This window comes from Streptomyces sp. NBC_01508 (assembly GCF_045040315.1).
Taxonomy (GTDB): Bacteria; Actinomycetota; Actinomycetes; order Streptomycetales; family Streptomycetaceae; genus Streptomyces.
The window spans coordinates 2580307-2595148 of the sequence record NZ_CP109419.1 but is presented as its reverse complement, the minus strand read 5'-3'; the positions used below and the strand labels follow the sequence as shown (position 1 = coordinate 2595148).

At 70.1% G+C, this 14842-nt stretch carries 13 protein-coding genes; 7 read left to right on the top strand and 6 right to left on the bottom strand.

Features of this window, described 5'->3' with window-relative positions:
- Positions 1-8: 8 nt before the first annotated feature.
- The 3 genes from OG700_RS11685 to OG700_RS11675 form a co-directional block, all read right to left on the bottom strand.
- Positions 9-1010 (bottom strand): zinc-binding dehydrogenase, encoded by a 1002-nt coding sequence (locus OG700_RS11685; protein WP_405612520.1) that lies wholly within the window; start codon positions 1008-1010, stop codon positions 9-11.
- Positions 997-2466, bottom strand: coding sequence for an MFS transporter (locus tag OG700_RS11680; RefSeq protein ID WP_405612518.1), 1470 nt, complete (start codon positions 2464-2466; stop codon positions 997-999). The genes OG700_RS11685 and OG700_RS11680 overlap by 14 nt, the downstream gene beginning before the upstream one ends.
- Before the next feature lie 132 nt (positions 2467-2598).
- Complete coding sequence (locus tag OG700_RS11675; protein WP_405621613.1) at positions 2599-3363, bottom strand: GntR family transcriptional regulator; 765 nt, start codon at positions 3361-3363, stop codon at positions 2599-2601.
- Between the two features lie 280 nt (positions 3364-3643).
- Here OG700_RS11675 and OG700_RS11670 point away from each other — a divergent pair, with 280 nt between their 5' ends.
- The 4 genes from OG700_RS11670 to OG700_RS11655 all read left to right on the top strand — a co-directional run bounded on the left by OG700_RS11670 (position 3644) and on the right by OG700_RS11655 (position 8463).
- On the top strand, positions 3644-4924 hold the full coding sequence (locus OG700_RS11670) for an extracellular solute-binding protein (RefSeq protein ID WP_405612516.1): 1281 nt from the start codon (positions 3644-3646) through the stop codon (positions 4922-4924).
- Between the two features lie 87 nt (positions 4925-5011).
- Positions 5012-6007 (top strand): carbohydrate ABC transporter permease, encoded by a 996-nt coding sequence (locus OG700_RS11665; RefSeq protein ID WP_405612514.1) that lies wholly within the window; start codon positions 5012-5014, stop codon positions 6005-6007.
- A gap of 113 nt (positions 6008-6120) precedes the next feature.
- Positions 6121-6912, top strand: a complete 792-nt coding sequence (locus OG700_RS11660) for a carbohydrate ABC transporter permease (RefSeq protein WP_405621611.1) — start codon at positions 6121-6123, stop codon at positions 6910-6912.
- Positions 6913-6918: 6 nt separating this feature from the next.
- On the top strand, positions 6919-8463 hold the full coding sequence (locus OG700_RS11655; protein WP_405612512.1) for a glycoside hydrolase family 3 protein: 1545 nt from the start codon (positions 6919-6921) through the stop codon (positions 8461-8463).
- Between the two features lie 93 nt (positions 8464-8556).
- Here OG700_RS11655 and nagB read toward each other — a convergent pair whose 3' ends face one another.
- Positions 8557-9339, bottom strand: a complete 783-nt coding sequence (gene nagB / locus OG700_RS11650; protein ID WP_405612510.1) for a glucosamine-6-phosphate deaminase — start codon at positions 9337-9339, stop codon at positions 8557-8559.
- A gap of 190 nt (positions 9340-9529) precedes the next feature.
- Between nagB and OG700_RS11645 the strand changes: the two genes are divergently transcribed.
- A complete protein-coding gene (locus OG700_RS11645; protein WP_405612508.1) occupies positions 9530-10618 on the top strand; it encodes an SIS domain-containing protein in 1089 nt (362 codons plus the stop codon).
- 354 nt (positions 10619-10972) lie between these two features.
- Positions 10973-12466 (top strand): histidine kinase N-terminal domain-containing protein, encoded by a 1494-nt coding sequence (locus tag OG700_RS11640; RefSeq protein ID WP_405621608.1) that lies wholly within the window; start codon positions 10973-10975, stop codon positions 12464-12466.
- Between the two features lie 240 nt (positions 12467-12706).
- On the opposite strand, the gene OG700_RS11635 is transcribed toward OG700_RS11640, so the two are convergent.
- Positions 12707-12964, bottom strand: coding sequence for a WhiB family transcriptional regulator (locus tag OG700_RS11635; protein ID WP_004937597.1), 258 nt, complete (start codon positions 12962-12964; stop codon positions 12707-12709).
- 317 nt (positions 12965-13281) lie between these two features.
- Positions 13282-14250: a diacylglycerol/lipid kinase family protein gene (locus OG700_RS11630; RefSeq protein WP_405612506.1), complete on the bottom strand. Its 969-nt coding sequence runs from the start codon at positions 14248-14250 to the stop codon at positions 13282-13284.
- A gap of 104 nt (positions 14251-14354) precedes the next feature.
- Between OG700_RS11630 and OG700_RS11625 the strand changes: the two genes are divergently transcribed.
- Entirely contained in the window at positions 14355-14783 is a 429-nt protein-coding gene (locus tag OG700_RS11625) for a hypothetical protein (protein ID WP_405612504.1), read from the top strand.
- The last annotated feature ends 59 nt before the right edge of the window (positions 14784-14842 follow it).

The following is a 14842-nucleotide window of genomic DNA, read 5'->3' as shown; positions in this document are numbered from 1 at the left end:
GCTCCGCGTCAAGGGACGATCGCCACCTTCAGCGTCTCGCTCGGCGGTCCGTCGTACGGCGCCCGCTCCGCGTCCGGGTAGAGGGAACGGCTCGCGGAGAGCTGTTCCATCGCCTTCGGCAGCTCCGCCAGCGGATAGGTGTGGGTGAGCAGTTCGGGCAGCCGCAGGCGCTCCGGGCGCGCCCCGACCAGGCGTTCGGCCACGGCGCGGGCCTGCGCGCGTGCGGTGTCCACCGGTTCCGCCGAGCTGTGGACGCGCAGCCCCTTCCGCTCCCACGTGACCAGGTCGACGGTCACGTGGGTGTCCACGTGGTGGGTGCCGAGCATGACGACCAGTCCGTTCTGCCGGACCAGCCCCACGCAGCCGTTGAGCGTGGTCGGCGTGCCGACCGCGTCGACGGCCACGTCGAAGTCCCGGCCCAGAGCGACGAGTTCGGCGGCGCTCCCGTCGATCCGGCGCACCGTGTCCGCCCCCGCCGCGGTGGACCGTTCCAGCCGCCACCCGTCGAGATCGACCGCCACGATCTCCGCGGCGCCGCGCAGCGCCGCCATCCGCAGCGCCATCTGCCCGACCGGCCCCTGCCCCACGATCACCACCCGGTCGCCGAGCCGGACCCCCCGCGTGGCGTGCACGGCCAGCGGCAGGAGCTGGAGGATCGCGCCCTGCTCGAAGGGAATGTCGTCGGGCAGCGGGGCCACGGCTATCTCGCGGGCCAGGGCGAACTCCGCGTAACCCGTGGTCAGAGGCGTACGGACGAATACGCGCTGCCCCGGTACCACCCGGCTCACGCCGGGTCCCACCGCCTCGACCTCGCCCGCGATCTCGTGGCCGAAACAGCCCGTGGCGCAGTGGTCGCGCAGGCCGTAGTAGTGGAAGTACGCGAGGTCGCTGCGGTTGCAGACGGTGCACGCCCGCACCCGGATCAGCACCTCCAGCGGCCCCGGCACCGGCACGGGCGCGTCGGTGACCAGCCTGATGTCCCGCCGGCCGACCAGCTCATAGCGGCGCATGAAGCGTCTCCTTCGTTCGCGGAAGCCCGATTCTGCGGGCGAGTGGACAGGCGACGGCGGTCACGCACACCGCCGTCAGGAAGACGGCCGAGAAGGCGAAGGCGTCCTGCCCGGCCCGGGTGTGCGCGAGCGAGAACAGCGCCCCGCACAGACCGATGAGCAGCACGCTGCACAGACTGTCCGCCAGTTGCAGCGCCGCCGAGTTGACCCCCTGCCGGCCGCGCTCGGAGTGTTCGAGGGTGAGTATGCCGACGCCGGGCAGCAGTAGTCCCATCCCGAAGGCGGAGACGACCAGACCGGCGCCCGCGGTGGCGGCGGGCAGTGCGGTGAGTACGCCGGACAGGGTCACCGCGGCCCCGGCGAGATGGATCAACGCCCCGGTGAACACGAGGCGTTCACGGCTCCACCGCAGCGTCGGCCGGCCCTGGAGCCAGGACGCCAGGGCCCAGGTGAGCGCCGCGCCGGTGAGCGACAGCGCGGCGGCGGTGGGGGACCACCGGCGCTCGTTGACGAGCATCAGCGGGAGGTACGACTCGACGGTGAAGTACGCCGCGGCGGACAGCCCGCGCAGCAGGACGAGCGAGGGGATGCCGCGCCGGGCGGTCAGGGTGCCCGGCGGCAGCAGGCGCCGCAGCCCGAGGGCGATCAGACAGAGCCCGGCCAGCGCCGCGGGCACCCGCAGCAGCGAGGTGCCGGCGCCGCCCGCGTACTGGAGGAGCCCCGCACCCAGCGCCACCGACACGGCGGGCAGGACGCGGGCCGCCCCGGCGGGCTGCTCCTTCGCCTCCGCGTTCGCCTTCGCGTTCGCCTCCGCCTCCGTCCCGGAATCGGTCCCGCCGTCCGTGCCCGCGCCCGGCAGCGCCGCCAGTGGGCGGGCCAGCACCGCGAGGGAGACCAGGGTGAGCAGGGCGAGGCCGTGGAAGACCCAGCGCCAGGAGTACGTCTGAGCGATATGGCCGGCCACGGCGGGCCCCAGCATCGACGGCACGATCCAGCAGGCCGTGACCAGGGAGAACATCCGGGGCCGCAGCTCCGTGGGGTAGCCGTGGCCGACGACCACGTACAGCGCCACGGTCACGGCGCCCGCGCCGAGACCCTGGACCAGACGCCCCGCCAGGAAGGGCAGGATGGAGCCGGCGACCCCGGCCAGGACCGAACCGACGGCGAAACACGCCAGCCCCGCGTACAGGGCGGGCGCGGGCCCGCGCCGGTCGGCCCAGCCGCCCGCCAGGGCGGTGCCGACCACGCTCGTCGCCAGGAAGCCGCCGAACGCGAGGGCGTACAGGGGCAGTCCGTCCAGATCCTGGACGGCGACGGGCATCGCGGTGCTCAGGGCCAGCCCGGCGAAGGCGATCAGGACGAAGGTGGCGCCGACGGCGAGTGTGCACGCGCGGTACGGGGCCGAGAAGAGCCCCGGTATTCGTGGTGGCGCCGGTACGGCCGGCCCTCCGGTCATGGAACCCCCGTCGAAGTGGTGGTCACCCGCTCCGCGTCCGCGTTGGCCGCAACCAATCCGGCCCGTCCGGCGCTTGAGGACGAACCGGCCCACCGGCCGGAACCGGTGGACCCTTTGCGGTCACCGCACCGGTTAGTCGAGCGGCCGCTTGAGATTGGCCACGAACTTGTACCGGTCGCCCCGGTACACCGACCGCACCCACTCCACCGGCTCCCCGGCCGTGTCGATCGAGTGCCGCGAGAGCATCAGCATGGGCAGGCCCACGTCCGTACCGAGCAGCCCCGCCTCGCGCGGTGTCGCCAGCGACGTCTCGATCGTCTCCTCGGCCTGGGCCAGGTGCACGCCGTACACCTCGGCCAACGCCGTGTAGAGGGACGTGTACTTGACGAGCGACCGGCGCAGCGCGGGGAAACGTTTGGCCGAAAGGTGTGTGGTCTCGATGGCCATCGGCTCGCCGCTCGCCAGCCGCAGCCGCTCGATGCGCAGCACGCGCCCGCCGGCGGTGATGTCGAGCAGCCCGGCGAGTGTGTCGTCGGCCGTGACATAGCCGATGTCCAGCAGTTGCGAGGTCGGCTCCAGGCCCTGCGCGCGCATGTCCTCGGTGTACGAGGTGAGTTGGAGCGCCTGCGACACCTTGGGCTTGGCCACGAAGGTGCCCTTGCCCTGGATCCGCTCCAGCCGGCCCTCGACGACCAGCTCCTGGAGCGCCTGGCGCACCGTGGTGCGCGAGGTGTCGAACTCCGCCGCCAGGGTGCGCTCCGGCGGTACGGGCGTGCCCGGCGGCAGCGTCTCCGTCATGTCGAGCAAGTGCCGCTTCAGCCGGTAGTACTTGGGCACGCGGGCGGTACGGGTCGCCGCCCCGCTCTCGGTCTCGGTGCCGCCCCCGTCCGTGGCCATGGTCTGCCTTCCCGACTCCTGCGCTGCTGCCGTCACCGGCTCCTCCGTCTGTTGCGGCTCACATGGTGGCACGGTCCGGTCGCGGGTCGTCTCCCCGATCCAGGTGTCGGTCCGATAACGGACACGACAGCCCTCTTATACACCCTTGACACCCCTAAAGGTCTAGGCCAAGCTCCCCGTACTGGTCTAAACCATTAAAGACCAGTTCCCAGCCCCGGTGGTACTCGTCGTAAGTCTTCGCGGTGGGGAGGGGGTTGCAGGAATCCCTGAGGAGGGTGGCGTGAAGCGCAAGCTCATCGCGGCGATCGGCGTCGCGAGCATGATGGTCGGCCTGGCAGCGTGTGGCGATTCGGACAGTTCGGGTGGTGACGACGCGGGCGGTGCCAAGGAACTGACCGTCTGGCTCACGGTCGACGCCCAGAACAACTGGCCGGACCTGGTCAAGGCGGCTGACGACGCCATTGTGAAGAAGTACCCGGACATCAAGATCAAACACGAATATTACGGATGGCCGGACAAGAACGCCAAGCTCGACGCCGTACTCGCCACAGACAAGGCACCGGACGTCGTGGAGATGGGCAACTCCGAGATGATCGGCTACATGTCGACCGGAGCCTTCTCCGAGCTGGACCCGTCCAAGTTCGACAACTCGGACGGCTGGCTCGACGCTCTCAAGCAGTCCGTCACCTACGAGGGCAAGACGTACGGCGTCCCGTACTACGCCGGTGGCCGTGTCGGCACCTGGCGCAAGGACATCGCCGACAAGGCGGGTGTCAAGGCCGCGCCCAAGACGTACGCCGAACTCACCGCCGCCCTGGACAAGATCCAGAAGAAGGAGGGCGACAAGTTCAGTGCCTGGTACCAGCCGTCTCCCGACTGGTACGCCGCGATGTCGTTCGTCTACGACGCCGGCGGCTCGATCGCCAAGCAGGACGGCGACCAGTGGAAGGGCAACCTGTCCTCCCCCGAGTCGCTCAAGGGTCTGAACGAGTTCAAGAAGATCCTCGACAACTACATGAAGGCCGACAAGACCAAGGACGAGTCCGACCGTCCCGTCGTCTTCGGCCAGGGCAAGTCCGCCACCATCTTCGCGGCGGCATGGGAAGGCGGCACCGCCGCTGACCCGAAGAACGACAAGGTCGGCAAGCTCGGCGAGAAGCTTGAGAACTTCGTGATGCCCGGCCCGTCCGGCAAGAACCTGCCCGTCTTCCTCGGCGGCTCCGACCTGGCCGTGCCGGTCAAGTCCGACGCCAAGGACGTCGCCGGCGAGTGGATCAACGCCTTCACCGGCGCCAAGGGCCAGCAGGGCCTGATCGCCAAGGGCAACCTGCCGAACAACAAGAAGGACCTGGCACCGCTCCAGGACGACCCGAAGACGGCCGTTCCCGCGACCGCCGCCGCGTCGAGCTGGTTCGTCCCGACCGCTCCCGGCTGGGGTCAGGTCGAGAAGGGCCTGGTCCTCAAGACCATGCTCACCGAGATCGGTACCGGCAAGAAGACGGTCGAAGAAGCGGCGAAGACCGCCGACGCCGCCATCGACAAGGTCATCAACACCAAGTGACCTTGTGGCAGGGCCGGCTCCCCGCCGAGAACCGGCGGGGGCCGGTCCTGCCCCCCGTAGGCAGGAGAGGTTCCCGAGGAGCGCGCGATGAGTGCCGCAGATACAACCACCGCCAAGACGCCGCCCGTTCGGCCGTCGCCGTCATCGCAGAAGGGGGCCGGGCCTCCTGGCGCGCGCATCACCAAGCACAGCAAGGAAAGAGCGTCCGTTCCCTGGGTACTGCTCGCGCCCTGCCTGCTGATCATCGTCCTGGTCATGGGCTATCCGCTGGTGCGGCTGGTCATGCTCTCGTTCCAGTCGTTCGGCAAGTCCGAACTGTGGGGCTTCCAGGACGCCACGTGGGTGGGCTTCGAGAACTTCGCGGCGATCCTCGGCGACAGCACCTTCTGGACCGTCGTCGTCCGTACGATCGTCTTCGCGGGCGGCTCCGTCATCCTCACCATGGTGCTCGGCATGCTGATCGCCCTGCTGATGCAGCGCGTCTCCAAAGCGGTGAAGATCCTCATCAGCATCGCGCTGGTGGCCAGTTGGGGCATGCCCATCATCGTCGCCACCGCCATCTTCAAGTGGATCTTCGACACCGACTACGGCGTCCTCAACTGGATACTGAGCCGGCTGCCCGGCGTCGACATGGTCGGCCACAACTGGTTCGCCAGCGGCCCCCAGGGCCTCGCCGTGATGATGCTGCTCGTGGTCTGGGGCGCCGTCCCCTTCGTCGTGATCACCCTGAGCGCCGGACTCACCCAGGTGCCCAAGGAACTTGAGGAGGCCGCCCGGCTCGACGGCGCCAACGGGTGGAACCTCTTCCGCTCCGTCACGCTTCCGATCCTCAAGCCCATCATCGTCATGCTGACGACGCTCTCGCTGATCTGGGACATGGGTGTCTTCCCGCAGGTCTTCGTGATGCGCAACGGCAACCCGGAAGCCGAGTTCCAGATCTTGACGACGTACTCGTACCAGAAGGCGTTCGTCGTGAACGACTACTCCGGCGGCTCGGCGATCGCCCTGGTCACCGTGCTCCTGCTGTTCGGTGTGGTCGCGGTCTACATGCGCCAGATGCTCAAGATCGGAGAGGTGGAGTGACCTCGACCACCGCGGCTCCGCCCGCGAACCCCGGCCCGCTCAAGGGCGGCGGCCGTCCGCTCAAGCGCGAGCCGAAGAACCGCGGCTGGCGCAAGGGCAAGTTCGGCTGGAACATCCTCGGCCTGCTGGTCTTCGCCGTCGCCGGCTTCCCCGTCTACTGGATGCTGAACACGGCGTTCAAGCCCGCCAAGGACGCGATCGACCCCGAACCGCACTTCTTCCCCCGGGTGTTCACCCTGGAGAACTTCCGGCGCGCCTTCGACATCGCCGACTTCTGGGGACCCGTCGGGCGCAGCCTGCTGGTCTCCGGCGTCGTGGTCGTCATCGGCATCATCGTCGGCCTGCTCGCGGCGCTCGCCATCTCCCGGTTCGCCTTCCGTGGCCGCAAGATCGTCATCGTCGGCATCCTCGCCGTCCAGATGGTGCCCCTGGTCGCGATGATCATCCCGGTCTTCCTGCTGCTCAACGACCTCGGGCAGTACGACCGGCTCACCGGCCTGATCATCACCTACCTCACCTTCATCCTCCCGTTCACGGTGTGGACCCTCCGCGGCTTCATCGTCAACATCCCCAAGGAGCTGGAGGAGGCGGCGATGGTCGACGGCTGCACCCGCACCGGCGCCTTCGTCCGTGTCGTCTTCCCGCTGCTGGCCCCGGGCCTGGTCGCCACGTCGGTCTACGGCTTCATCCAGGCGTGGAACGAGTACCTCTACGCCCTGATGCTGATGAGCCAGCAGAACCAGACGGCCACCGTCTGGCTCGCCAACTTCTCCACCAAGCACGGCACGGAGTACGCCCCGATGATGGCCGGCGCCACCATGATGGCCGTCCCGATCGTGGTGCTCTTCCTGCTCGTCCAGCGCAAGATGGCGGCGGGCCTGACGGCCGGCGCCGTAAAGGGATAGCGGCTCATGACCACTTTCACGCACAGCCCCGACACGCTCACCCGTGACGCCCTCACGGTGCTCCAGCCCGGCTTCGAGGGCACCACCGTGCCCGACTGGGTGCTGCGCCGGGTCGGCGAGGGCCTTGCCTCCGTCGGCATCTTCGGCCGTAACGTCCACTCCGCGGCGCAACTCACCGCGCTCACCGCCCGGCTGCGGGCCGAACGGGACGACCTGCTCGTCGCGATCGACGAGGAGAGCGGCGACGTCACCCGCTTCGAGGTACGGACCGGCTCGTCGTTCCCCGGCAACTACGCGCTCGGCTCCGTGGACGACGTGGACCTCACCAGGGCCGTCGCACGCGAGCTGGGCAGCCGGCTCGCCGCGTGCGGCGTCAACCACAACTGGGCGCCGTCCGCCGACGTCAACTCCCACGTCGACAACCCGGTCATCGGCGTCCGGTCCTTCGGCGCCGACCCGGAGCTCGTGTCCCGGCACACGGTCGCCTACATAGAAGGTCTTCAGTCCGCCGGGGTGGCCGCCTGCGCCAAGCACTTCCCCGGACACGGTGACACCGCGGTCGACTCGCACCACGCGGTGCCCCGCATCGACGTGGACTTCGACACACTGCACGCCCGTGAGCTGGCACCCTTCCGTGCGGCGATCGCCGCGGGTGTCAAGTCGGTGATGAGCGCGCATATCCTGATTTCCGCGCTCGACCCGGACCACCCGGCCACGCTCAGCCCGCGGATCCTCACCGGTCTGCTCCGTAAGGAGCTGGGCTTCGACGGTCTGATCGTCACCGACGGCATCGAGATGCAGGCCATCGCGTCGACGTACGGCATCGAGCGCGGCTCCGTCCTCGCGATCGCCGCGGGCGTCGACGCGATCTGCGTCGGCGGCGGCCTGGCCGACGAGGCGACCGTCCTGCGGCTGCGCGACGCGCTGGTCGCGGCGGTGAAGGACGGTGAACTGCCCGAGGAGCGGCTGGCCGACGCGGCGGCGCGCGTACGCGCCCTCGCCGACTGGACGCTCAGGGTGCGGGGGGCTTCGGGGCCGGGCGCGGCAGCACAGGAGGGGACCGCGCCCGGCACCGGCAAGCAGGCGCCGGACAGCGGTTCGGTCGCGTCCGACATCGGCCTGGTCGCCGCGCGGCGCGCGCTGCGGGTGACGGGTCCGGTGCGGCCTCTTGAGGAGGCGCCGTACGTCGCGTCCTTCGCGGCGGCCGCGAACATCGCCGTCGGCGACGAGACCCCCTGGGGCGTCGCCGACGAGCTGACCGCGCTGCTGCCCGGCACCCGCAGTGGCACCTACGGCAGCGAAAACGGCGTGGACGAGGTGCTCGCCGCCGCGGGCGGGCGCAGGATCGTCGCCGTCGTACGGGACGCGCACCGGTATCCCTGGATGGCGGCCGTCCTGGACGGCATTCTGGCGGCCCGCCCGGACACGGCCGTCGTGGAGATGGGCATCAACCACGCCGAGCCGAAGGGCAGTCCACACCTCGCCACGCACGGCGCCGCCCGGGTCTGCGGGCGGGCGGCGGCGGAAGTCCTGACGGGCCGGAAGGCCTGACCACGACGCGCGGGGCCTGTCCGGCGGACCCACGAGGATCCGCCGGACAGGCCCTTTTTGCCTTTCGGCCGCCCGAGGGGCCGCCCGGGATCCTCAGATGCCCTGCCAGTCCGGCTTGGCGGCGTACGTGGCGCGGAAGTAGTCCGCGAGCTTCAGCTTGGACGCGGCGGCCTCGTCGACCACCACCGTGGCGTGCGGGTGCAGTTGCAGCGCCGACGCGGGTACGACGGCGGCCACCGGCCCCTCCACCGTCTGCGCCACGGCCTCGGCCTTGCCCTCGCCGGTGGCCAGCAGCACCAGGTGCTGGGCCTCCAGGATCGTGCCGATGCCCTGGGTGATGACGTGGTGCGGCACCTCGTCCGGGCTGTCGAAGAACCGGGCGTTGTCCGCCCTGGTCTGCCGGGTGAGCGTCTTGATACGGGTGCGCGAGGCCAGTGACGAGCACGGCTCGTTGAAGCCGATGTGCCCGTCCGTGCCGATGCCGAGCAGCTGGAGATCCACCCCGCCGGCCTCGGCGAGCGCCCGGTCGTACGCCTCGCACGCCGCCTGTACGTCCTCGGCGGCGCCGTCCGGCCCGATGAACGCGCCCTCGGTGAGCCCGAGCGGCTCGACGACCTCACGCAGGACCACCGAGCGGTACGACTCCGGGTGCCCGGCCGGCAGTCCGACGTACTCGTCCAACTGCGCGATGCGGGCGCCCGACGCGTCCACCTCGCCGGCCCGGACCTTGGCGGTCAGCGCCTGGTAGACGGGCAGCGGGGTCGACCCCGTGGCCACCCCGAGCAGGGCGTCGCGCTTGCGGCGCAGCAGATCCGCGATGGTCCGCGCTATGAGTTCGCCGCCCGCCGCGGCGTCCTGGACGATGACAACTTCCACGCTGCGCCTGCCGATCTGGTGAAGGGTTCGCTGGATCTTGTGGTATAGACCAATCTAGCAGAGCGTGCGGCGTGGATGCGGGCCGGGCCCGGCCCGTCCACTGGCGGGACACCGGTACCCGTGGTCGACTTGTGCGGGCCGGTCCTGTGGGCGCCCCCGGTCATCCTTCAGCCATGCGGAGGCACCCGGTATGTCCGCCACGAACCCTTCCGAAGAGGCCGTACGGCTCGCGCACACCGAGCCGCCGGGCCGGCTGATGGCCACCGAGACGGCGGAGCAGCCGGCGATCCTGCGCCGCATCCTTACGGAGGGCGCGCCGCGCATCCGTACGGTGGCCGCCGAGATCGCCGCGCGGGGTCCGCGCTTCGTACTGCTCACCGCCCGCGGCACCTCCGACCATGCCGCGCTCTACGCCAAGTACCTGCTGGAGATCCGCCGCGGCATGCCCTGCGGGCTGTCCTCCATGTCCACCACGACGGCCTTCGGCGCGCGCCCCGACCTGCGCGACGTGCTGGTGATCACGGTCAGCCAGTCCGGAGGCTCGCCCGACCTGCTCGCGTCCACCCGGGCCGCCCGCGCGGCGGGCGCGATCACGCTCGCCGTGACCAACAACCCGGACTCGGCGCTGGCCGCCGTGTCCGAGTTCCACATCGACATCCTCGCGGGCCGGGAGAAGGCCCTCCCGGCGACGAAGACGTACACGGCCTCCCTGCTCGCCCTCTATCTCCTCGTCGAGGGCCTGGGCGGCGGTGACGGGGCCGCGGCGAACGTCCTGCCGGACCTCGCCGCGGCCATCCTGGAGCGCGGGGACGAGCTGCGCACGCTGGCCTCCCGCTACCGCTTCGCGGAGCGGATGGTCCTCACCTCGCGCGGCTACGGCTACCCGACGGCCAAGGAGGCGGCGCTCAAGCTCATGGAGACGAGCTACATCCCCGCGCTCGCCTACTCCGGGGCGGATCTGCTGCACGGCCCGCTCGCGATGGTCGACAACATCTCGCCGGTGATCGCCGTCGTCACGGACGGCAGGGGCGGTGAAGCGCTCCAGCCGGTCCTGGAACGGCTGCGCGGCCGGGGCGCGGACCTGTGCGTGATCGGACCGGCGTCCGAGGCCGCCGCCGCGTCGGCCGGATTCGCCCTTCCTACGGAGGGCGTCGCCGAGGAGGTCCAGCCGGTCCTGGAGATCCTGCCGCTCCAGCGGCTGGCGTACGAGATCGCCCTGGCCCGCGGCCAGGACCCGGACGCGCCACGCGCGCTGGCCAAGGTCACCGAGACCCACTGAGCCGCCCGGCCCCGGCCCCCGCCGTGCCCCGCCCGCCTACCGTCGATCGCCCCCCGAGACACCCACGGGCCGCGGCGCCAGGACGGGACCCTCAGCCCGTCCGGCACCGCAGCCCGGAGCTGCTACGGCCACGAGGGCCGTGAAAGAGGTATCGACGCAGTCAGGGCAGAGAGCGCCGGTTACCTCGTTCCGCTCTCCTGTGCGGGGAGAACGGAAGCTTTACCCAAGCATTGTGGACTAGACCATTCTCATCTGTCCATGGATCGGAGAGGGCATTTTCCGGCCCCGTTCATGACCACGCGGGGCGGACCCGTCCCGGTTCACGTCGCGGGTACGCTCGCACCTGTGCCCTCCATGAACGACCTCGTACGCCAGCACACCGCCCTGACCGAGTCGGACCTCGAATGGCTCCACCTGCTGGTCTCGGAGTGGCAACTGCTCTCCGACCTGTCCTTCGCGGACCTCGTCCTGTGGGTCCCCACCCGCGACGGAGCCCGCTACGTCTCCGTGGCCCAGATGCGCCCCAACACGGGTCCCACCTCCTACCAGGACGACATGGTCGGCCATCTCGTCCCCCGCGGCCGCAGACCGCTCCTGGACGCCGCCCTGGACGAGGGCCGCATCGTGCGGGAGGGGGACCCGGAGTGGCGCGAGGAGGTCCCGGTGCGGGTCGAGTCCATCCCCGTACGCCGCGAGGGCCGCGTACTCGGCGTGATCGCGCGCAACACCAACCTGCTCACCGTCCGCACCCCCAGCCGGCTGGAGCTCACCTACCTCCAGTCCGCCTCCGACCTCGCGCAGATGATCGCCGCCGGATCGTTTCCCTTCCCCGGCCAGCAGGTCGACATGGACGCGTCGCCGCGCGTCGGCGACGGTCTGATCCGGCTCGACGTCGACGGCGTCGTCCAGTACGCGAGCCCCAACGCCCTGTCCGCGTATCACCGGCTGGGACTCGCGTCCGACCTGGTGGGACACCATCTCGGCCAGACCACCGACGAACTGGCCCCGGCCCGCGGCCCGGTGGACGAGGCCATGGTCAAACTGGCCAGCGGATACGCCCCGCGCGAGACCGAGATCGAGAGCAGCGGCGGCGTGATCCAGCTGCGCGCCATCCCGCTCAAGCCGAAGGGCATCCGGATCGGCTCGCTGATCCTGCTGAGGGACGTCACCGAACTGCGGCGGCGTGAGCGGGAGTTGATAACGAAGGACGCCACGATCCGGGAGATCCACCACCGGGTGAAGAACAACCTCCAGACGGTCGCCGCGCTGCTCCGGCTCCAGGCGCGCCGGATGGACTCGGAGCAGGGCCGCGAGGCGCTCAACGAGGCCGTGCGCAGGGTCGGTTCCATCGCCATCGTCCATGAGACGCTTTCCCAGAATCTGGACGAACGCGTCGAGTTCGACGAGATCGCGGACCGGGTCCTGGCGATGGTGTCGGAGATCTCACCCGGAAAGACGGTCCGCCGGACGGGCCGGTTCGGGATTCTGGACGCGGAGGTGGCCACCCCGCTCTCGATGGTCCTCACCGAGATCCTGCAGAACGCGCTGGAGCACGCGTTCGCGACGGGGGAGCGCGGCACGGTCGAGGTGCACGCGGTCCGCAGCGGCGGCTCCGCACCCAAGCGCCCGGCCGGCGGCGGCCGTTCGGACGCCCGGCTGCTGATCACCGTCCAGGACGACGGGCGCGGACTGCCCGAGGGCTTCGACCCGCGACGGGCCGGCAATCTGGGTCTTCAGATCGTACGGACGCTGGTGGAAGGGGAGTTGGGCGGCGGTTTCGACATGCTTCCCGGTCAGGAGAAGGGCACGCGGGTGATCCTCGACATCCCGGTCGAACCGCACAAGTGACCGACGCCTCACCCTGGTTCTGGTTGGCCCGGCGGTTCTTCACAACACCCTCACGGTGCCGACGGCCGTACGGGTGACCGCGGCCACCACAGCGACGAGCCCCGGACCGTGGTGACGGTCCGGGGCTCGGCCTCAAGCTCTGTGACGTTGCGCATCGGGGGGTACTGCGCGCTGCGGTTCGGGGGCGGGGTTATGCGTACACGCTGTACGCGCCGCCTCGCTCAAGGTCGGTGCGGGGGCTCAGGCGGTCGCGTTACGCGCCCGGTTGCGAGCGGCACGGCGCTTCATCGCGCGGCGCTCGTCCTCGCTGAGGCCACCCCAGACACCCGAGTCCTGGCCGGACTCGAGCGCCCACTGCAGGCACTGCTCCATGACGGGGCAGCGACGGCAGACGGCCTTGGCTTCCTCGATCTGCAGCAGCGCAGGACCGGTGTTGCCGATGGGGAAGAAGAGCTCGGGGTCTTCCTCGCGGCAAACGGCGTTGTGACGCCAGTCCATGGCTGCTACCTCTCTTGGTGTTACATGCGGATTGCTTGTGAATGTGAACGCTTTCACGAATCCCCCCGCAAGGGAAGGGCCGACTCCCAGACGGGCTGGGGTGGTCCTGGTTTGAGGAGGGGGTTCTGGTGCTCAGTGGAGGCCGGTGTTGCGGGCCGTCCCGAGCGCCATGTAGAGATTCGCAAACCTCGGCTGCGGATACAACCCCTTCAGGAAAGTTTTTTTTGATTCCTCGGTGTCGACTCGGTCACAGCCGTACTTCCATGGGGTGGATGCCAGCCTAAACGTTCGAGTGAAAGGACTTTCCCCGCTTCCACTCACACAATCACACGCAGTGCACGGCGTACGCCTGTGAACGTCACGCTCGTTCGCAGTCCCAGGTGGTCGCCATCCATCTGGAAGGGCAGTGGGACCTTCGAATGCAAGGTGAAGTCGGTCAGGTCATGAAGGGAAACCGCATGCCTGCCGTGCGGTCCCCGATCGGGGGTCGAATTGAGCAACTGCGTCGCATAACGAGCCACCGCGGGGGTCGACAGTCTGCTGAGTCCGAGTACGTCCAGAGCGGTGTCGAACGAGGCGCCCGGCGACGCGTAGAGCGGACGATTGCCCAGGTAGGAATAGGGGGCGGTGTTGCAGACTATGGACAGCACGAGGTCCGTGACCGGCTTCTCGCCGGGGCGGTCGAGGGTGATCATGCCGCGCCTGCGATGAGGCTCGTCGAGGAACTGCCGTACCACCTGGCGCACATAGAGCGCGTGCGTCGAACGCTTACCGCGCTGCCGCTCCTGTTCGACCCGGCCGACCACTCCAGCGTCGAATCCCAATCCCGCGCAGAAAGTGAACCAGCGCGACGGAACCGATTCGTCGTCCGTCCCCGGAGTGCCGGCCGCCAGTCCCAGACCGACCGTACGTTCGCTCTGGTTGCTCAGTGCGTCCAAAATGGCGCCGGTCGCTTCCACGGCGTCATTGGGCAGCCCCAGCGCGCGGGCGAAGACATTCGTCGAACCGCCCGGCACAACGGCCAGTCGCGGCAGGCGGTCGGGATCGGGACCGCCGTGCAGAAGGCCGTTGACGACCTCGTTGACGGTGCCGTCGCCGCCGAGGGCGACCACCAGCTCGATGTCGTCGGAGTCGGCCGCACGCCGCCCCAGATCGCGGGCGTGCCCCCGGTACTCGGTCGTCACCGCCTCCAGCTTCATCTCGCTGGCGAGCGCGTGGATGAGTACGTCGCGGGTGCGGGCACTGGTGGTGGTTGCTGCCGGATTGACCACAAGGAGTGCGCGCATACGGAGGAGATTACCGGCCACGGACACCTGCCCCGTCCCCGGGCGGGAGCCGCGCCCCTCCGGGGGCCGGGCGGTCACCGCGAGCCGGCCGCTACCCTGCTGGGGTGAGCAGCAGTGAGCGCAACACCCCCGACCCGAGCCCCCGACCCGGCCGACTGACCGCGGCCGCGGCATGCGCGGGACTCGAAGCCCTCGCCCTCGCCGCCGGCGGCGTGTACCTGCTCGTGATGGGCCTCCTCGGGCGGCCCGACAGCCCCCAGCAGGCCGAGATGGGCGGCCTCACCCTCATCGCCCTCGGCGCCATCCCGCTGCTCGCCGCCCGCGGGCTGCTGCTGCGCCGCAGCTGGAGCCGCGGCCCCGCGCTCGTCACCCAGATCATGGCGCTGCCGGTCGCCTGGACGCTGCTGAACTCCAGCGGCGCGCTGATTCCGGCCGGTATCGCGCTCGCGGTGGTCGCCGTGACGGCGCTGGTCCTGCTGATCAACCCGACGACCACCGAAGCCCTCGGCATCCGGGGACCGGACCGCGCGTAGCGCGTCTCAAGCCCGTCCGGCGATTGAGGACGGACCGGCCACCGGACGGCCGTCGAAAC